Annotated in this window: 13 protein-coding genes; 11 read left to right on the top strand and 2 right to left on the bottom strand. The window is 71.7% G+C overall.

The genetic code is table 11. From position 1 onward, the window contains the following. Positions 1–8 precede the first annotated feature (8 nt). On the top strand, positions 9–3,002 hold the full coding sequence (locus ACIPRD_RS19955) for a bifunctional [glutamine synthetase] adenylyltransferase/[glutamine synthetase]-adenylyl-L-tyrosine phosphorylase (protein ID WP_401565156.1): 2,994 nt from the start codon (positions 9–11) through the stop codon (positions 3,000–3,002). 22 nt (positions 3,003–3,024) lie between these two features. Here the strand turns inward: ACIPRD_RS19955 and ACIPRD_RS19960 are convergent, their stop codons facing one another. After that, positions 3,025–3,891: a phosphatase PAP2 family protein gene (locus ACIPRD_RS19960; RefSeq protein WP_401564673.1), complete on the bottom strand. Its 867-nt coding sequence runs from the start codon at positions 3,889–3,891 to the stop codon at positions 3,025–3,027. A 68-nt stretch (positions 3,892–3,959) separates the two neighbouring features. Beyond that, positions 3,960–5,003, bottom strand: a complete 1,044-nt coding sequence (locus ACIPRD_RS19965) for a LacI family DNA-binding transcriptional regulator (RefSeq protein WP_356398151.1) — start codon at positions 5,001–5,003, stop codon at positions 3,960–3,962. Between the two features lie 520 nt (positions 5,004–5,523). On the opposite strand from ACIPRD_RS19965, the gene ACIPRD_RS19970 reads away from it, so the two are divergent. The 10 genes from ACIPRD_RS19970 to ACIPRD_RS20015 all read left to right on the top strand — a co-directional run bounded on the left by ACIPRD_RS19970 (position 5,524) and on the right by ACIPRD_RS20015 (position 18,861). After that, a complete protein-coding gene (locus ACIPRD_RS19970) occupies positions 5,524–6,798 on the top strand; it encodes an extracellular solute-binding protein (protein WP_356398153.1) in 1,275 nt (424 codons plus the stop codon). A 111-nt stretch (positions 6,799–6,909) separates the two neighbouring features. Further along, positions 6,910–7,914, top strand: coding sequence for a sugar ABC transporter permease (locus ACIPRD_RS19975; RefSeq protein WP_356398155.1), 1,005 nt, complete (start codon positions 6,910–6,912; stop codon positions 7,912–7,914). A 19-nt stretch (positions 7,915–7,933) separates the two neighbouring features. Beyond that, positions 7,934–8,839: an ABC transporter permease subunit gene (locus ACIPRD_RS19980; RefSeq protein ID WP_356398157.1), complete on the top strand. Its 906-nt coding sequence runs from the start codon at positions 7,934–7,936 to the stop codon at positions 8,837–8,839. 164 nt (positions 8,840–9,003) lie between these two features. Beyond that, positions 9,004–10,686: a glycoside hydrolase family 13 protein gene (locus ACIPRD_RS19985; RefSeq protein ID WP_356398160.1), complete on the top strand. Its 1,683-nt coding sequence runs from the start codon at positions 9,004–9,006 to the stop codon at positions 10,684–10,686. 134 nt (positions 10,687–10,820) lie between these two features. Beyond that, positions 10,821–12,200: an alpha-amylase family protein gene (locus ACIPRD_RS19990; protein ID WP_356398163.1), complete on the top strand. Its 1,380-nt coding sequence runs from the start codon at positions 10,821–10,823 to the stop codon at positions 12,198–12,200. Positions 12,201–12,331: 131 nt separating this feature from the next. Next, positions 12,332–13,840: a flavin-containing monooxygenase gene (locus tag ACIPRD_RS19995; RefSeq protein WP_401564679.1), complete on the top strand. Its 1,509-nt coding sequence runs from the start codon at positions 12,332–12,334 to the stop codon at positions 13,838–13,840. Between the two features lie 32 nt (positions 13,841–13,872). After that, positions 13,873–14,832, top strand: a complete 960-nt coding sequence (locus tag ACIPRD_RS20000; RefSeq protein ID WP_356398169.1) for a diiron oxygenase — start codon at positions 13,873–13,875, stop codon at positions 14,830–14,832. 209 nt (positions 14,833–15,041) lie between these two features. Next, positions 15,042–16,718 carry an FAD-dependent oxidoreductase gene (locus tag ACIPRD_RS20005; protein WP_401564682.1) on the top strand — a complete coding sequence of 559 codons (1,677 nt, stop codon included), beginning with the start codon at positions 15,042–15,044 and terminating at the stop codon, positions 16,716–16,718. A 184-nt stretch (positions 16,719–16,902) separates the two neighbouring features. Further along, complete coding sequence (locus ACIPRD_RS20010; RefSeq protein WP_356398175.1) at positions 16,903–18,045, top strand: acyl-CoA dehydrogenase family protein; 1,143 nt, start codon at positions 16,903–16,905, stop codon at positions 18,043–18,045. Between the two features lie 123 nt (positions 18,046–18,168). Further along, positions 18,169–18,861 (top strand): TetR/AcrR family transcriptional regulator, encoded by a 693-nt coding sequence (locus ACIPRD_RS20015; protein WP_401564686.1) that lies wholly within the window; start codon positions 18,169–18,171, stop codon positions 18,859–18,861. Positions 18,862–18,942 lie beyond the last annotated feature (81 nt).

Genomic DNA, 18,942 nt, shown 5'->3' on the forward strand with positions numbered 1-18,942 from the left:
GGCCGCGGATGACGCCGGGGCGCAGGAGCAGCACCTTCACCCGACTGCTTCGGCACGGCTTCACCGACCCCTCCGCCGCCGAACGCCTGCTGGACAGCGCCGAGCTGGCGGCCGTCCGGGACGACCCGGTCCTGCTGGAGGCGCTGGGCGCCACCGCGGATCCCGACCTCGCGCTGCACGGGCTGGTCCGGCTGCTGGAGGAGCAGCCCGGCCCCACGGACCGCCGCGAGCTGCTCGACACCCTCATCGCCGCCAAGCCGCTGCGCGACCGCCTGCTGGGCGTGCTCGGCGCCTCCGCCGCCCTCGGCGAGCACCTCGCCCGGCACCCGCACGACTGGCAGGAGCTGGTCACCTACGAGCCGCGCGACCTGCACCCCGGGGTGGAGGAGTTCGAGCGCCGCCTGGCCGAAGCGGGCGACCCGGTCGCCCTGCGGGTGGCCTACCGCCGCTGCCTGCTGTCGATCGCCGCCCGTGACGTGTGCGGCACCACCGACCTCGCGCAGACCGCCGCCGAACTGGCCGACCTCGCCACCGCCACCCTCCGTGCCGCCCTGGCCATGGCGGCCGCGGCGGCCCCCGCCGACGCGGCCGCCTGCCGCCTCGCGGTGATCGCGATGGGCAAGTGCGGCGGCCACGAGCTGAACTACGTCTCCGACGTGGACGTCATCTTCGTGGCGGAGGCCGCCGAGGGCACCGAGGAGGCCAAGGCGCTCGGCGCCGCCACCCGGCTCGCCTCGCACATGATGCGGATCTGCTCCGAGACCACCGTCGAGGGCTCCATCTGGCCGGTCGACGCCAATCTGCGCCCCGAGGGCCGCAACGGCCCCCTGGTGCGCACCCTCAGCAGCCATCTCGCCTACTACCAGCGCTGGGCGAAGACCTGGGAGTTCCAGGCCCTGCTGAAGGCCCGCCCGGTCGCCGGCGACGCGGAACTCGGACAGGAGTACCTCGACGCCCTGCAGCCCCTGGTCTGGCAGGCCGCCGAACGCGAGAACTTCGTCTCCGACGTGCAGAAGATGCGCCGCCGGGTCGTGGAGAACATCCCGGCGTCCGAGATCGACCGCGAGCTCAAGCTCGGCCCCGGCGGCCTCAGGGACGTCGAGTTCGCCGTACAGCTCCTGCAGCTGGTGCACGGGCGCACCGACCCCTCGCTGCGCAGCGGCACCACCCTCGACGCCCTCCAGGCGCTCGCCGTCGGCGGCTACGTCGGCCGCGAGGACGCCGCCCGCCTCGACGAGGCCTACCGCTTCCTGCGCGCCATGGAACACCGCATCCAGCTGCACCGGCTGCGCCGCACCCACCTGGTCCCCAAGGCCGAGGAGGACCTGCGGCGCCTGGGCCGTTCGCTGGGCCTGCGCACCGACCCGGTGACCGGCCTGCTGCGCGAGTGGAAGCGGCACACCGGTGTCGTACGCCGCCTGCACGAGAAGCTGTTCTACCGCCCGCTGCTCGACGCGTTCGCCCAGCTCGCCCCCGGCGAGACCCGGCTGCGCCCCGACGCGGCCCGCGAACGCCTGATCGCCCTCGGCTACCACGACCCCGCCGCCGCCCTGCGCCACCTGGAGGCCCTGGCCTCCGGGGTCACCCGCAAGGCCGCCATCCAGCGCACCCTGCTGCCCGTGATGCTCGGCTGGTTCGCCGACTCCGCCGACCCCGACGCCGGTCTGCTGGGCTTCCGCAAGGTCTCCGACGCGCTCGGCAAGACCCCCTGGTACCTCAGACTGCTGCGCGACGAGGGCGCCGCCGCCGAGAACCTCGCCCGTGTCCTGTCGGCCGGGCGGCTCGCGCCCGACCTGCTCATGCGCGCCCCCGAGGCGGTCGCGCTGCTCGGCGACGGCGACGGCGGTGGCCTGGAGCCGCGCGGCCACGCCCAGCTGGAGCAGGAGATCCTCGCCGCCGTCGGCCGCGCCGAGAACGCGGCGCAGGGCGTCACCGCGGCCCGCGGCGTGCGCCGCCGCGAACTGTTCCGCACGGCCGCCGGGGACATCGTCGACTCCTACGGCATCGAGGCCGGCGACCCCGGGGCCGACCCGGGCGCCCTCGTCGACCGCGTCGGCGGCGCCGTCTCCGACCTGACCGCCGCCACACTCGCCGGCACCCTGCGCGCGGTGGTCCGCGAGGGCTGGGGCGACACCCTGCCGACCCGGTTCGCGATCATAGGGATGGGCCGCTTCGGCGGACACGAACTCGGCTACGGCTCCGACGCCGACGTGCTGTTCGTGCACGAGCCGCGCGAGGGCGTGGACGAGCAGGAGGCCGCGGCGGCCGCGAACAAGGTCGTCTCCGAGATGCGCCGGCTGCTCCAGCTGCCGAGCGCCGACCCGCCGCTGCTCATCGACGCCGGCCTGCGCCCCGAGGGCAAGTCCGGCCCGCTCGTGCGCACCCTGAAGTCGTACGAGGCGTACTACCGCCGCTGGTCCCTGGTCTGGGAGTCGCAGGCGCTGCTGCGGGCCGAGCACGTCGCCGGCGACGCGGACCTCGGGCGCCGCTTCATCGAGCTGATCGACCCGCTGCGCTACCCGGAGCACGGACTCGACGACGAGGCGGTCAGGGAGATCCGGCGGCTGAAGGCCCGCATGGAGTCCGAGCGGCTGCCGCGCGGCGCCGACCCCAAGCTGCACACCAAGCTCGGCCCCGGCGGCCTGTCCGACGTGGAGTGGACCGTGCAGCTGATGCAGCTGCGGCACGGCCGGCGGGTGCCCGCGCTGCGCACCACCCGCACCCGCGAGGCCCTCGCCGCCGCCCGCGACGCCGGACTGCTGTCCGGGGAGGACGCGGCCGTCCTGGACGAGGCCTGGGTGCTGGCGAGCCGGGTCCGCAACGCGGTCATGCTGGTCCGCGGCCGGGCCGGGGACACCTTCCCCACCGAGCCCCGCGAACTGGCCGCCGTCGGCCGCTACCTCGGCTACGGCTCCGGACACGCCGGGGACATGCTCGACGCCTACCGCCGTACGGCCCGCCGCGCGCGCGCAGTCGTGGACGAACTGTTCTACGCCGACTGAGGGATCCGGCCCCCGGACGCCCTCAGACCGGGGGCGCCGCGGGCCCCGGACGCGGGGCGGCCGGCTCCGGCACCCGCCGGGGCAGGGCGTGCGGCAGGCCGCCGTACCACAGGCGGGCCACCGCGAAACCGAAGGCCAGGCACAGCACACCGCCCACCGCGTCCAGCCAGAAGTGGTTGGCGGTGGCGACGATGACCAGCAGGGTCAGCAGCGGGTACAGCAGGCCCAGCACCCGCGCCCACGGCACCGAGGCCAGCGCGAAGACGGTCAGTCCGCACCACAGCGACCAGCCGATGTGCATCGAGGGCATCGCCGCGTACTGGTTCGACATGTGCTTCAGGTCGCCGGAGGCCATCGAGCCCCAGGTGTGGTGCACCATGACGGTGTCCACGAAGCGGCCGCCGCGCATCAGCCGGGGCGGGGCCAGCGGGAACAGGTAGTAGCCGGCCAGGGCCACGCCCGTGGTCGCGAACAGCACCAGCCGGGCCGCCGCGTAACGCCCCGGATGCCACCGGTACAGCCACACCAGCACACCCAGCGTGATCACGAAGTGCAGCGTGGCGTAGTAGTAGTTCATGCCGATGATCAGCCAGGAGTCCGCGTTCGCCGCGTGGTTGACGGACTGCTCGACGGCGAGACCCAGCCGGTGCTCGAACCGCCAGACCGCGTCGGCGTTGCGCAGCGCCTCGGCCCGCTGCTCCGGCACGGCGTTGCGGATCAGCGAGTAGGTCCAGTAACTCACCGCGATCAGCAGCACTTCGAACCACAGCCGGGGCCGCCGGGGGCGGCGCAGCCGGCCGAGCGGACCGTGCCCGTCCCGGCCCCTGACGTTCCCCGGAAGGGGCGCCCGCTCGCGGCCTTCCGGATCTGTCACGGCCGAGTCGCTCATGGGATCAGAGTCTGCCAGAACGGGCATCCTCGACAGATCATCCCAAGGTCGGGTCCGTCCCGCATGTCCTACGACATACGGATGACTTTCCGCTCACCCGGGGCGGAAGCGGTCGAACCGCGCACCACCAGCTCCGGCATGAACACGAACTCGCTGTGCGGCGCGGGCGTCCCGCCGATCTCCTCCAGCAGCGTGCGCACCGCCGCCTGCCCCATCGCCGGCACCGGCTTGCGGACCGTGGTCAGCGGCGGGTCGGTGAAGGCGATCAGCGGGGAGTCGTCGAAACCGACCACCGACACGTCCCGGGGCACCTCGAGGCCCCGCTGCCGGGCCGCCCGTATGGCACCGAGCGCCATCATGTCGCTGGCGCACACCACCGCCGTGCAGTCCCGGTCGATCAGCGCCGTCGCGGCCGCCTGACCGCCCTCCAGCGTGTACAGCGAGTGCTGCACCAGCTCCGTCTCGACCGTCTCCGCGCTCAGCCCCAGCTGGTCCTGCACGGCCCGCACGAAGCCCTCGATCTTGCGCTGGACCGGCACGAACCGCTTCGGGCCGAGCGCCAGCCCGATCCGGGTGTGCCCCAGCGACACCAGATGCGTCACCGCCAGGGTGGTCGCGGCCCGGTCGTCGGGCGAGATGAACGGCGCCTGCACCTTCGGCGAGAACCCGTCCACCAGGACGAACGGCACGCCCTGCGCCCGCAGTCGCTCGTAGCGCTGCATGTCGGCGGTGGTGTCGGCGTGCAGCCCGGAGACGTAGATGATGCCGGCGACCCCGCGGTCCACGAGCATCTCGGTCAGCTCGTCCTCGGTGGAGCCGCCGGGGGTCTGGGTGGCGAGCACCGGGGTGTAGCCCTGCCGGGTCAGCGCCTGGCCGATGACCTGGGCGAGGGCCGGGAATATCGGGTTCTCCAGCTCCGGGGTGATCAGGCCCACCAGGCCCTCGCTGCGCTGCCGCAGCCGGACGGGGCGCTCGTAGCCGAGCACGTCCAGCGCGGCCAGTACTGACTGCCGGGTGGTGGCGGCGACGCCGGGTTTGCCGTTGAGGACCCGGCTGACGGTCGCCTCACTCACCCCTGCCTGTGCGGCGATGTCCGCAAGCCGTGTGGTCACGCCACCGGACTGTACCGGGCGTCCCCGTCCCTGCCCACCGGCGGGACGTCGTGCGTGGGCCGCCGAACGGCCCGCCGTGGAATGCTGCGTCATCGCGCTCCTCGTCCCTTTCGGTGTGCCGCCCGGTGCCGGCCGGTGTGTGTCCCGGCGGCTCCCGGTGCGCCGACCCCGGTGTGTGTTCCGGGTGTGCCCCGGCGCTGCCCGCTCCCGCGTACCGCCGCTGCAAGGGGATGATCCCGGCGGTGGAAAACCCTGGCAAGGGCTTGCAGAGTCTTGCACAAGTGTCCGTCAACCCGCCTACCGGCGGAAGACCCGGGTTTCGGGCCGGTCTAGCGCAGGTCACGGCCCGGTAACCCTCGCGTCGTCTTGCATTTTTTTTCTGCAAGGTCTTTCGCCGCGCTTACAACGCTGTTACGTTCCCACTCGCCCGGCCGCCGCAACGGCGCAGTCGGCAAGTCGCAGGGACGGTGGACGGGACCGCCCCCTGCACCACTCGGGCTTTTACCCTCAAGGAGAACTCATGCGGCGTGGCATAGCGGCCTCCGCGCTGGTGGCGTCCCTCGCCCTCACGGCGACGGCGTGCGGCGGGGACGACAGCGGCGACGGCAAGGCGTCCGGTCCGGTGACCATCACCTGGTGGGACACCTCCAACGCCACTAATGAGGCACCGACGTACCAGGCCCTGATCAAGCAGTTCGAGGCCGCCAACAAGGACATCAAGGTCAAGTACGTCGATGTCCCCTTCGACCAGGCGCAGAACAAGTTCGACACGGCCGCCGGCTCCAAGGGCGCCCCGGACGTGCTGCGCTCGGAGGTCGGCTGGACCCCGGGCTTCGCGAAGAAGAGCTACTTCCTGCCGCTGGACGGCACCGAGGCCCTCGCCGACCAGGCCAAGTTCCAGCCGAACCTGATCAAGCAGGCCCAGTTCGAGGGCAAGACCTACGGCGTGCCGCTGGTCACCGACACCCTGGCCCTCGTCTACAACAAGGACCTGTTCAAGAAGGCCGGTATCGCCGAGGCCCCCAAGACCTGGGACGAGCTGAAGGCCGACGCCGCCAAGATCAAGAGCAAGACCGGCACGGACGGCTACTGGGGCTCCACCCAGGCCTACTACGCCCAGAACTTCCTCTACGGCGAGGGCACCGACACCGTCGACGCCGCCGCCAAGAAGATCACGGTCGACTCGCCGGCCGCCAAGAAGGGCTACGGCACCTGGCTGGGCCTGTTCTCCGGCAAGGGCCTGCACAAGGCCGACACCACCGCCGACGCCTACGCCCACATCCAGGACGCGTTCGTCAACGGCAAGGTCGCCGCGATCGTCCAGGGCCCCTGGGAGATCACGAACTTCTACAAGGGCACGGCCTTCAAGGACAAGGGCAACCTCGGCATCGCCACCGTCCCGGCCGGCTCCTCCGGCAAGGCGGGCGCCCCGACCGGCGGCCACAACCTGGCCGTGTACGCCGGCTCGGACAAGGCCCACCAGGCGGCCGCGCTGAAGTTCGTCAACTTCATGACCTCGGCGAAGTCCCAGGAGACCATCGCCCTGAAGAACTCCACGCTGCCCACCCGCTCCGACGCCTACACCGCAGCCGTCAAGGCCGACCCCGGCATCGCCGGCTACCAGGGCGTCCTGGCCGCGGCCCAGCCGCGCCCGGCGCTGCCCGAGTACAGCTCGCTGTGGGGTCCGCTGGACACCGAGCTCCCGAAGATCGCCGGCGGCAAGGAGTCGCTGGACAAGGGCCTGAGCAACGCCGAAGTGGCGATCGCCAAGCTGGTGCCCGGCTTCAGCAAGTGATTCCGTGTGGCCGTCGGATCCCCGCCTCCCGCTCCTGACCGGGCGGCAGGATCCGGCGGCCACCCGCCTGTACCCCGGCCCGACCCCCGAACCCATCGAAGGTGCCGAACCATGACAGTCGCCATCGACCGCGCACCCGGCGAGAGCCGCGGTGGCCGCGCGCCTCGGCCCGGGCCGGTGCAGCGCATCAAGAACGGCTATCAGAAGCACTGGTACGCCTACGCGATGATCGCGCCGGTGGTCGTCGTGCTCGGCGCCATCGTGGCCTACCCGCTGGTGCGCGGTCTCTACCTGACCCTCACCGACGCCAACAGCCTCAACTCGGCGCGCACCATCGGCGTCAACCACATCGACGCCACCTACAAGTTCATCGGCCTGGACAACTACAAGGACATCCTGTTCGGACCGCTGTCCTACGACCGCTTCTGGTCGCACTTCCTGTGGACCGTCGTCTGGACGGCCGGCTGCGTGGCCCTGCACTACACCCTCGGCCTCGGCCTCGCGATGATGCTCAACCAGAAGGTCCGCGGGCGCACCTTCTACCGGCTGATGCTGGTCGTGCCCTGGGCCGTGCCGACGTTCGTCACCGTCTTCTCCTGGCGGATCATGCTCGCCGACTCCGGTGTGGTCAACCAGGTCCTCGGCGCCCTGCACCTGCCCGAGCCGCAGTGGCTGGAGGACACCTTCTGGCAGCGGTTCGCCGCGATCATGGTCAACACCTGGTGCGGTGTGCCGTTCATGATGCTCTCGCTGCTCGGCGGCCTGCAGTCCATCGACGCCACGCTCTACGAGGCCGCGGAGATGGACGGGGCCAGTGCCTGGCAGCAGTTCCGGCACGTGACGCTGCCCGGCCTGCGCTCCGTCAGCTCGACCGTGATCCTGCTCGGCGTCATCTGGACCTTCAACCAGTTCGCCATCATCTTCCTGCTGTTCGGCCCCACCAGCGCCCCCGACGCGCAGATCCTCGTCACCTGGGCCTACTACCTCGGCTTCGGACAGCAGCCCCGCGACTTCGCCCAGTCCGCCGCGTACGGCGTGCTGCTGCTGTCGCTGCTGACCGTCTTCACGTCCTTCTACTTCCGCTGGCTGAAGCGCAATGACCAGCTCGCCGTCTGACGCCGCAGGAGCCGCCGCCATGAGCACCACGACCCTCGAGAAGACAGAGACCGGCCCGTCCGCCGCCGTGCCGGCCGCGCGCCGCGCCCGCGGGCGGGGTGAACGCGGCCCGCTCGGCGCGGCCCTGCTGCACGCCGGTCTGACGCTGGCGAGCATCGTCGCCCTCGCACCGGTGGTCTGGCTCTTCTACCTGTCCCTCGGTCCGGACAAGGACGACTACCTGCACCCGGGCAAGATCGCGGGCAAGGTCACCTTCTCCAACTACAGCTTCGTCCTGGAGCACACGGCGTTCTTCGACTGGCTCAAGTCGACGATGATCGTGGCCCTGGGCACCACCCTCATCGGTGTCTTCGTCGCCGCGACCACCGGCTACGCCGTCTCGCGCATGCGCTTTCCCGGCTACAGGTCGCTGATGTGGGTGCTGCTGCTCACCCAGGCCTTCCCGATCGCCATCCTGATCGTGCCGATGTACGAGATCTTCGGCGAGCTCGGCCTCATCGACACCTACTGGGGCCTGATCGTCATCAACTGCACCACGGCGGTGCCGTACAGCGCGTGGCTGCTCAAGGGGTACTTCGACACCATCCCCTTCGAGATCGACGAGGCGGGACGGGTGGACGGACTCACCCCGTTCGGCACCTTCTTCCGGCTGATCCTGCCGCTGGCCCGCCCGGGTCTCGCCGTCGCCGCCTTCTACAACTTCATCACCGCCGTCGGCGAGGTCGCGTTCGCCACGACCTTCATGCTGGACGACTCCAAGTACACCTTCGCCGTGGGTCTGCAGACGTTCGTCAGCGAGCACGACGCGCAGTGGAACTACATGGCCGCCACCGCGGTGCTCGTCGCGATACCCGTGTCGGTGTTCTTCTACCTGGTGCAGAAGAACCTCGTCACCGGCCTCACCGCCGGCGGCACGAAGGGCTGACCCGCCCCGTACCCCGGACTCCCGTGCGCCTGACCCGCACGGGACAGGCGGCCGCGGTTCCCGGTCCGACACCACGGACACCGCGGCCGCCTCGGACTCCCGGCCCCGCCGGCCGACGCCGTACCCCTGCCATGACCCGAACTCTGTTAGGTACCTAGGACCCCATGAGCCAGCAGCCCCCCGCCGCCCCGGCCGCCGAATCCACCGTCGCCACCGTCGCCCAGCACCGTGACTGGTGGCGGGACGCGGTCATCTACCAGGTCTATCCGCGCAGCTTCGCCGACAGCAACGGCGACGGCATGGGCGACCTGGAGGGCGTGCGCTCCCGACTGCCGTACCTGCGCGACCTCGGCGTGGACGCCGTGTGGCTGAGCCCCTTCTACGCCTCCCCGCAGGCCGACGCCGGCTACGACGTCGCCGACTACCGGGCTGTCGACGCGATGTTCGGCAGCCTCCTCGACGCCGACGCGCTGATCCGCGAGGCCCACCGGCTGGGCCTGCGCATCATCGTGGACCTGGTCCCCAACCACTCCTCCGACCAGCACGAGTGGTTCAAGCGGGCGCTCGCCGAGGGCCCCGGCTCGCCGCTGCGCGAGCGCTACCACTTCCGGCCCGGCCAGGGCGCCGCAGGCGAACTCCCGCCCAACGACTGGGAGTCCATCTTCGGCGGCCCGGCCTGGACCCGGGTCACCGAGCCCGACGGCACGCCCGGCGAGTGGTACCTGCACCTCTTCGCCCCCGAGCAGCCCGACCTCAACTGGGAACACCCGGCGGTGGGCGACGAGTTCCGCTCCATCCTGCGGTTCTGGCTGGACATGGGCGTCGACGGCTTCCGCATCGACGTGGCCCACGGCCTGGTGAAGGCCGAGGGCCTGCCCGACCTCGGCGACCACGACCAGCTGAAGCTGCTGGGCAACGATGTCATGCCGTTCTTCGACCAGGACGGCGTGCACGAGGTCTACCGCCAGTGGCGGCTGATCCTCGACGAGTACTCCGGCGAGCGCATCTTCGTCGCCGAGGCGTGGACCCCGACCGTGGAGCGCACCGCCCGCTACGTCCGCCCCGACGAGCTGCACCAGGCCTTCAACTTCCAGTACCTGGGCACCGCCTGGGACGCCGCGGAGCTGCGCGAGGTCATCGACCGCACCCTGGAGGCCATGCGCCCGGTCGGTGCCCCCGCCACCTGGGTGCTGTCCAACCACGACGTGACCCGGCACGCCACCCGCTTCGCCAACCCGCCGGGCCTCGGCACCCAGATCCGCACGGCCGGCGACCGCGAGCTGGGTCTCGCCCGGGCCCGCGCCGCCACCCTGCTGATGCTCGCGCTGCCCGGCTCGGCCTACGTCTACCAGGGCGAGGAGCTGGGCCTGCCGGACGTCGTCGACCTGCCCGACGAGGTGCGCCAGGACCCGGCGTACTTCCGCGGCGCCGGCCAGGACGGCTTCCGCGACGGCTGCCGGGTGCCGATCCCGTGGACCCGCGAGGGCTCGTCGTACGGCTTCGGCGGCGGTGGCAGCTGGCTCCCGCAGCCCGCGAGCTGGGGCGGGCTGAGCGTGCAGGCGCAGGACGGCGTGGCCGGTTCGACGCTGGAGCTGTACCGCTCGGCGCTGCGGCTGCGCCGCGAGCAGCCGGACCTCGGCGCGGGCGACGCGGTGGAGTGGCTGGCCGCCCCCGAGGGCGTTCTGGCCTTCCGGCGCGGGCGGTTCGTGTGCACCGCCAACACCACCGGGGAGCCGGTGACGGTCCCGGCGTACGGCCGCCCGCTGCTCGCCAGCGCCGGCGTCACCGAGCGCGGCGGCGAGGCGCTGGTGCCCGCCGACGCGACCGTGTGGTGGACGACGGACTGACCCTCCCGGAAAGTTTCCGTATCAACTTCACTCGGCCCGCTGCCCTTCGGGGTGGCGGGCCTTTAACATCTGCGTCACCGCAAGTTTGCTGAAATGTTTCAGCAAGCGCCTTCAATGACGAAGGAACCCCCACGATGGCACGCAGAACACTCCCCACGCTGATCGCCGCCCTCGCGGCCACTCTCTCGGTTGGCATGTACCCGACTGCCGCTGAGGCCACCCCGCCCGGCACCAAGGACGTCACCGCCGTCCTGTTCGAGTGGAAGTACGCCTCGGTCGCCCGCGAGTGCACCACCACCATCGGCCCCGCCGGATACGGATTCGTCCAGGTCTCCCCGCCCGCCGAGCACATACAGGGCTCGCAGTGGTGGACGTCGTACCAGCCGGTGTCGTACAAGATCGCGGGGCGGCTCGGCAGCCGCACCGACTTCCAGAACATGGTGAACACCTGCCACGCGGCCGGTGTGAAGGTCGTCGCCGACACCGTCATCAACCACATGTCGGCGGGATCGGGCACCGGCACCGGCGGCTCTTCGTACACGAAGTACAACTACCCCGGGGTGTACTCCTCGGCCGACTTCGACGACTGCACCTCCCAGGTCACCAACTACGCGGACCGCTGGAACGTCCAGCACTGCGAACTGGTGGGCCTCGCCGACCTCGACACGGGGGAGGAGCACGTCCGCCAGACCATCGCCAACTACATGAACGACCTGCTCTCCCTCGGCGTGGACGGCTTCCGCATCGACGCCGCCAAGCACATCGACACCGCGGACCTGGCCAACATCAAGTCCCGGCTGACCAACCCGTCCGTCTACTGGAAGCAGGAGGTCATCTACGGCGCCGGCGAGGCGGTGCAGCCCACCGAGTACACCGGCAACGGAGACGTGCAGGAGTTCCGTTACGCCTACGACCTCAAGCGGGTCTTCACCTCGGAGAACCTCGCCTACCTCAGCAACTTCGGCCAGCCCTGGGGGTACCTGAGCAGCTCGCAGGCCGGCGTCTTCGTCGACAACCACGACACCGAGCGCAACGGCAGCACCCTCAACTACAAGGACGGCGCCACCTACACCCTGGCCAACGTGTTCATGCTGGCCTGGCCCTACGGCGCGCCGGACATCAACTCCGGTTACGAGTGGTCGGACATCGACGCCGGCCCGCCCAACGGCGGCACCGTCAACGCCTGCTGGCAGGACGGCTGGAAGTGCCAGCACGCCTGGCCGGAGATCAAGTCCATGGTGGCCTTCCGCAACGCCACCCGCGGGCAGGCCGTCACCAACTGGTGGGACGACGGCAGCAACCTGATCAGCTTCGGCCGCGGCACCAAGGGTTATGTGGTCGTCAACCACGAGGGCACCACGGCCAACCGGTCGTTCCAGACCTCGCTGCCGGCGGGCACCTACTGCGACGTGCAGGCGAACCGCACGGTGACGGTCAACAGCACGGGCTGGTTCACCGCTTCGGTCGCGCCCAACACCGCCCTCGCCATCTACGCGGGCAAGTCGGCCTGCTGAGGCCCGCGTTCCCTCCTCCCGCCGCTGTTAGACGTGACGTAAATAACTTTCCCGGCAGTATCTGAAACACGCTGTCGCAGGTAAGTTGCGGACACGTCAGCGAAACGCGCGGCGGGAAGAGGGAGACGGGCATGGGGCAACGGCATGTCGATGTGCTGATCATCGGCGCGGGGCTGTCCGGCGTCGGCGTCGCCTGCCATCTGACCGAGCGGAACCCCGGCCGGACCTACGTCGTCCTGGAGCGCCGCACCCGCGTCGGCGGCACCTGGGACCTGTTCCGCTATCCCGGCGTGCGCTCCGACTCGGACATGTACACCTTCGGCTACCGCTTCCGGCCCTGGCGGGGCACCAGGACCCTCGCCGACGGCGGCGACATCCGCCGGTACATCCAGGACACCGCCGACGAGTACGGCGTCACCCGGCACATCCGCTTCGGCCGCAGGGTCGTGCGGGCCGGCTGGTCCACCGAGGACCGGCGGTGGACCGTCGAGGCGCTGGACGAAACCACCGGCGAGACCGAGACCCACACCTGCTCGTTCCTCGTCAACGCCACCGGCTACTACGACTACGACGCCGGTCACCGGCCGGACTTCCCCGGCGAGGAGGACTTCACCGGGACCCTCGTCCACCCCCAGCACTGGCCCGAGGACCTGGACCACCGCGGCAAGCGCGTCGTCGTCATCGGCAGCGGTGCCACCGCCATCACCCTGGTGCCCGCCATGGCCGGCGACGCCGCCCACGTCACCATGGTCCAGCGCTCGCCGACGTACATCATGAGCCTGCCGGAACACGACCCCGTGTCGGTGCTGCTGCGCAGAGCGGGTGTACCCGCCGGACTCCTGCACCGGCTCGGCCGCTCCCGCAACATCGCGCTCCAGCGCGGCCTGTACGCGCTGTGCCGGACCGCCCCCGGCGTCATGCGCAGGGTGCTGCTGGCCGGCGTGCGGGCCCGGCTCGGCCCGGACGTGGACATGCGGCACTTCACCCCGTCGTACCGGCCCTGGGACCAGCGGCTGTGCGTGGTGCCCGGCGGCGACCTCTTCAGGACGCTGCGCAGCGGGGCCGCCTCGGTGGTCACCGACCACATCGACACGTTCACCGCGACCGGGGTCCGGCTGCGGTCGGGCGAGGAGATCCCGGCCGACATCGTCGTCACCGCCACCGGACTGCGCGTGCAGATCGCGGGCGGCGCCCGGCTGGAGGTGGACGGCCGCCCGGTGAACACCCGCGACCACGTCGTCTACAAGGGCGTGCTGCTCGACGGCGTCCCCAACTTCGCCGTCGTCCTCGGCTACACCAACGCCTCCTGGACCCTGAAGGCCGACATGGCCGCCGAGTACCTCAGCCGGCTGCTCACCCACATGGAGGAGCGGGGCCACACCCGGGTCGTCCCCGTCGCCACCGAGGCGGACCGGTCCGCGGAGTCCGCGATGGGCGACTCGCTGACCTCCGGATACATCGCCCGCGGCGACGCCGTGATGCCCCGGCAGGGGACCCGCGCGCCCTGGCGGATCTGGAACAACTACTACCGCGACCGGCGCGCCCTGCGGCGTGCCCCCGTCGAGGACCCCGCGCTGCGCTTCGACGGCCCGCCCGCGGATCTGCCCGCGGACCGGACCGCCCCGGACCGCGTGGCCTGACCGTTCGTCCCACCGCCGGATCGAGGACCGTGATGACCAGGCAGCAGACCTACCACGAGGTGCTCCGGACCCTGTCCGAGGGATCGGTGCACGTCCACTTCGACGCGTTCACCGACATCGACTGGGACCACCCGGACTTCGCCGTCGACCCGAGGGACCCGCGCTGGATCCTGCCGGCCGCCGACCCGCTGGGCGGCCATGCCTGGTACCGGGAACAGACGCCCGAGCGGCAGGCCGAGATCGGGCTCTGGCGGTACGCCAACGTCGCCAAGGTGGGCATGCAGTTCGAGAACCTGCTCATGCGCGGGGCGCTGGACTACGTCGTCCATCTGGGCAACCAGGACCCGGAGTTCCGGTATCTCACCCACGAGATCACCGAGGAGACCCACCACACCCAGATGTTCCAGGAGTTCGTCAACCGCGCCGGCGTCGACGTGCACGGCGGACGCCGCTCCTTCCAGGTGATCAGCCGCTTCCTCCCGCTCACCGCCTCGCTGCTGCCGGAGGCGTTCTTCACCGGCGTGCTGGCCGGGGAGGAGCCGATCGACCACATCCAGAAGGCGATCCTGCGCTCGGGCGCCGAGGGCCACCCGCTGCTGACCCGGATCATGCAGATCCATGTCGCCGAGGAGGCCCGGCACATCTCCTTCGCGCACGAGTTCCTGCGCACCAAGGTCCCCGGGTACGGGAAGGTGCGCAGGGGCGTGCTGTCGGTGATGTTCCCGCTGATCATGCGCCGCCTGGGCGATGTCATCGTGATCCCCGACCGCAGGACCGCCGCGAAGATGGGCGTGCCGTACCGGGTGATCAAGGACATCTTCTGGAGGTCCCCCGAGGGCCGGAAGATGCTCCGCGACCTCTTCGCCGACGTGCGCATGCTCGCCGAGGACATCGGCCTGATGAACAGGGCCTCCCGGCGGGTGTGGAGGCTGCTGCGCATCGACGGCCGCCCGTCCCGCTACCGCGGCCAGCCCGCGTCGTCGGCGGCCTGAACGGCGGGCCGGGCCGGTGGGGCGGGATGGCCCGGTGGCCCGGTGGCCCGGTGGCCCGGTGGCCCGGTGGCCCGGTGACGCCGGTCCGCCCGCGTCCGCCCGCCGCCGGTCCCTCGGTCCCACCGGTCCGTCCCACCCGTCCTTCCGTCCCACCGGTCCTTCCGTCCGTCCGATCGTCCGGGCGGTCCGCCCGAGCGAAGAAGTCCGCCATGCCCTACGTCGTCACCCGGTCGTGCTGCGCCGACGCGTCCTGCGTGCTCGCCTGTCCGGTCAACTGCATCCACCCCGCGCCCGGCGAACCGGGCTTCGCCGAGGCCGAGATGCTCCACGTCGACCCCCGCGCCTGTGTCGACTGCGGCGCCTGCGTGACGGCCTGCCCGGTGGACGCGCTCAAGCCGCACACCGCGCTCACCGCGGCCGAACAGCCGTTCCTCGCCCTCAACGCGGCCTACTACGAGGGCGATCCGCATCCGGCCCGTACCCCGCTCGCGCTCGTGCCGGAGCAACGGCGGCTCGCCGAGGCAGAGTTGCGGGTGGCCGTCGTCGGCGCGGGACCGGCGGGCCTCTTCGCCGCCGACGAACTGCTCAGGCACCCGGGTGTGCGCGTCACCGTCCACGACCGGCTGCCCACCCCCTACGGCCTCGCCCGCGCCGGGGTCGCGCCCGACCACCAGGACACCAAGGGGGTCACCCGGCTCTTCCGGGACATCGAGACCCAGCCCGGCTTCACCTACCGGCTCGGCGTGGAGATAGGCCGGGACCTCGGCCACGAGGACCTGCTGCGCGACCACCACGCCGTCGTCTACGCGGTCGGCGCCGCGGCCGACCGGCGGCTCGGCGTCGACGGCGAGGACCTGCCCGGCAGCGTGGCCGCCACCGACTTCGTGGCCTGGTACAACGGCCACCCCGACCACGCCGCCGCCTCCTACGGCCCCGCGCTGGACGGCGAGCGCGCCGTGGTCGTCGGCAACGGCAACGTGGCCCTGGACGTCGCCCGGATCCTGACCGCCGACCCCGCCGCGCTCGCCCGCACCGACATCGCCGACGGGGCGCTGGAGGCGCTGCGCGGCAGCCGGGTGCGCGAGGTGGTCGTCCTCGGACGGCGCGGACCCGCCGAGGCCTCCTTCACCCTGCCGGAGCTTGTCGCGCTCGCCGCCCTCGACGACGTCGACGTGCTGGTCGAGGGGTACCCGCGGGACCTGCCGGCGGACACCTCGCCGAGGACCGCGCTGCTCGCCGAACTCGCCGCCCGCACCCCCGTACCCGGCCGCCGCCGCATCGTGCTGCGCTTCCTGACCGTGCCGGTGCGCGTCCTCGGCGACGAGCGGGCGACCGGCGTCGAGGTCGTCCGCACCGAGCTGCGCACCGGCACCGACGGCACCGTACGGGCCGTACCCACGGGTGCCACGGAGACCATCACCGCCTCGCTCGTGCTGCGTTCGGTGGGCTACCGCGCCCGGCCGGTGCCCGGGCTGCCGTTCGACGAGGGCACCGGCACCGTCCCCCACGAGCGGGGCCGGGTCGCGCCGGGCGTCTACGTCGCCGGCTGGATCAAGCGCGGGGCGACCGGCTTCATCGGCACCAACAAGACCTGCGCCGAGGAGACCGTCGCGGCCCTCCTCGACGACTTCGACGCGGGCCTGCTCGGGCCCCCGGCGCGGGACGCGGCGGACGGGCCCCCGGTGGCGGGTCCGGGGGAGTCCGGCGACGCCGTGGACCTCGGCGGCTGGCAGGCGATCGACCGGGCCGAGCGCGCGGCCGGCGCTCTCCAGGGGCGCCCCCGCGTCAAGATCACCGACCGGGACACCCTGCTCGCCACAGCGCGCCCCGCGACCCCCGGGCCACGGCGGCGCCTGCCCCTGACCGTCCTGCGCCGGTCCCGCTAGGGTCTTTCTTCCGGACCGGGCCGTGCCTGGACCTGCAACCCTCACAGCAGACCCGGCGACCCCGGCGAGATCCGGAAGACCGGCCCTGGGCGTCCAGCGGCACGCGCCCGTACCTTGGCGACTCCCGCACGACAGCGTTATGCCCGACTCCCTCCGCCGCCCGACGACAAGGAATGGCCCAGTCATGGAGAGCGTGCTGTACACCGCCGACCACGAGAGCTTCCGCGCGACGGTACGCGCCTTCGTGGAGCGTCACATAGCCCCCTTCCACCAGCAGTGGGAGAGCGACGGGATCGTCCCGCGCGCCCTGTGGACCGAGGCGGGCAAGCTCGGGCTGCTCGGCATGGACGTGCCGGAGGAGTACGGCGGCGGGGGAGTGGCCGACTTCCGCTACAACACCGTGCTCAGCGAGGAGATCGTGCGCGCCGGTGCCTCCGGGGTCGGCTTCACGCTCCACAACGACGTCGTCGCCCCCTATCTGCTGAAGCTGGCGAACGAGGAGCAGAAGCGGCGCTGGCTGCCCGGCTTCTGCTCGGGCGAGCTGATCACGGCCATCGCGATGACCGAACCGGGCGCCGGCAGCGACCTGCAGAACATCCGCACCACCGCCGTCCGCGACGGCGACCACTACGTCGTCAACGGCGCCAAGACGTTCATCACCAACGGCATCAACGCCGACCTCGTGATCGTCGTCGTCAAGACCGACCCGGAGGGCGGCGCCCACGGCACCAGCCTGCTCGTGGTCGAGCGCGGCACGCCGGGCTTCGCACGCGGCCGGAACCTCGACAAGATCGGCCTCAAGGCCCAGGACACCGCCGAGCTGTTCTTCGACGACGTCCGCGTCCCCGCGGCGAACCTGCTCGGCGAGGAGAACTCCGGCTTCGTCCACCTGATGAACGCGCTGCCGCAGGAGCGGCTGTCGATCGCGGTGGTGGCCGTGGCGGCGAGCGAGACCGTCTTCGAGGCGACCCTCGCCTACTGCAAGGAACGCACCGCCTTCGACCGGCCCATCGGCTCCTTCCAGGCCAACCGCTTCAAGCTGGCCGAGATGGCCACCGAGATCCGGGTCGCCCGCACCTTCCTGGACCGCTGCGTCACCGCCCACAACGAGGGCGCCCTGACCGTCCCGGACGCGGCCATGGCCAAGTGGTGGACGACCGAGCTGCAGCAGCGGGTCGTTGACACCTGCCTCCAACTGCACGGCGGTTACGGCTTCATGAGCGAGTACCCGGTCGCCCGGGCCTTCCTCGACAGCCGGGTGCAGACCATCTACGGCGGCACCACCGAGATCATGAAGGAGATCATCGGGCGCTCCCTCGGCGTCTGAGGGCATCGCTCCCCCCTCCGGCGTCCGGGAATGCCCCCTGGGCGTCCGAGGGCGTTCCGCGGCGTCCGGGGGCACGGCCCGCGCGCGTCGGAGCGCGCGAAAGGCCGAAGTTATGCTGGGCCGATGGCGGACACCACGAACCAGCGGGCCGAGGCCGACGGCCGTTCGACCCGCTGGAACGCGCACCGGGCCCGGCGCCAGACCGACGTGCTCGACGCCGCCGTGGCCGCCATCGAGGAGGACGGCCCCGACGTCGGCGTGAAGCAGATCGCCGAACGGATCGGGCTGCCGAGGTCGGTGGTCTACCGGCACTTCAAGGACCGCGCCGAACTCGACGAGCTGATCCGGGGGCGCATAGTCGAGTCCCTCATGGCCTGCCTCGCCCCCGCGCTGGCGCCCGGCGGCACCGTCCTCGGCGCCATCCGCGGTGCCGTCGGCGCCTACCTCGACTGGATCGCCCTGCACCCCCGGCTGCACGCCTTCCTCGGCCTCGGCAACCCCGCTCCGGGCGCCGGCTCCGAGGTGGTCGCGGGCACCAAGGCGGCGATCGCCGTGCAGGTGGGCGCCCTGTTCGAGGCCGTCCTGAAGTCCTTCGGCGAGGACAGCGCGCTGGCGCGCTCGCTGGCGGTCGGGATCGTCGGATTCGTCGACGCCGCGGTCAACGACTGGCTCACCACCACGCCGGGCGAGCTCGGCGGCGCCGAGTTCGCCGAGTTCCTCACCTGCTCGATCTGGTCGGTGCTCGACGGCAACCTGCGCACGCTCGGCGTCCGACTCGCCCCCGATCAGGCCCTGTCGGAGCTGCTCGGCGGCTGAGCGCGGCACGGGCGCGGGCGTTGTCGTCCTTCGTCCGACATTGGCGCTGAAAGGTCTTGCTAAGAGTTTCAGAACTCTTGC

Source organism: Streptomyces sp. NPDC090108 (assembly GCF_044747185.1).
Classification (GTDB): Bacteria; Actinomycetota; Actinomycetes; order Streptomycetales; family Streptomycetaceae; genus Streptomyces.

Coding starts and splice junctions, on each gene's coding strand:
- ACIPRD_RS20000 (WP_356398169.1), top strand. CDS start 13,873: ATGACCAGGCAGCAGACCTACCACGAGGTGCTCCGGACCCTGTCCGAG.
- ACIPRD_RS19985 (WP_356398160.1), top strand. CDS start 9,004: ATGAGCCAGCAGCCCCCCGCCGCCCCGGCCGCCGAATCCACCGTCGCC.
- ACIPRD_RS19970 (WP_356398153.1), top strand. CDS start 5,524: ATGCGGCGTGGCATAGCGGCCTCCGCGCTGGTGGCGTCCCTCGCCCTC.
- ACIPRD_RS20015 (WP_401564686.1), top strand. CDS start 18,169: ATGGCGGACACCACGAACCAGCGGGCCGAGGCCGACGGCCGTTCGACC.
- ACIPRD_RS19960 (WP_401564673.1), bottom strand. CDS start 3,891: ATGAGCGACTCGGCCGTGACAGATCCGGAAGGCCGCGAGCGGGCGCCC.
- ACIPRD_RS20005 (WP_401564682.1), top strand. CDS start 15,042: ATGCCCTACGTCGTCACCCGGTCGTGCTGCGCCGACGCGTCCTGCGTG.
- ACIPRD_RS19980 (WP_356398157.1), top strand. CDS start 7,934: ATGAGCACCACGACCCTCGAGAAGACAGAGACCGGCCCGTCCGCCGCC.
- ACIPRD_RS19975 (WP_356398155.1), top strand. CDS start 6,910: ATGACAGTCGCCATCGACCGCGCACCCGGCGAGAGCCGCGGTGGCCGC.
- ACIPRD_RS20010 (WP_356398175.1), top strand. CDS start 16,903: ATGGAGAGCGTGCTGTACACCGCCGACCACGAGAGCTTCCGCGCGACG.
- ACIPRD_RS19990 (WP_356398163.1), top strand. CDS start 10,821: ATGGCACGCAGAACACTCCCCACGCTGATCGCCGCCCTCGCGGCCACT.
- ACIPRD_RS19995 (WP_401564679.1), top strand. CDS start 12,332: ATGGGGCAACGGCATGTCGATGTGCTGATCATCGGCGCGGGGCTGTCC.
- ACIPRD_RS19955 (WP_401565156.1), top strand. CDS start 9: ATGACGCCGGGGCGCAGGAGCAGCACCTTCACCCGACTGCTTCGGCAC.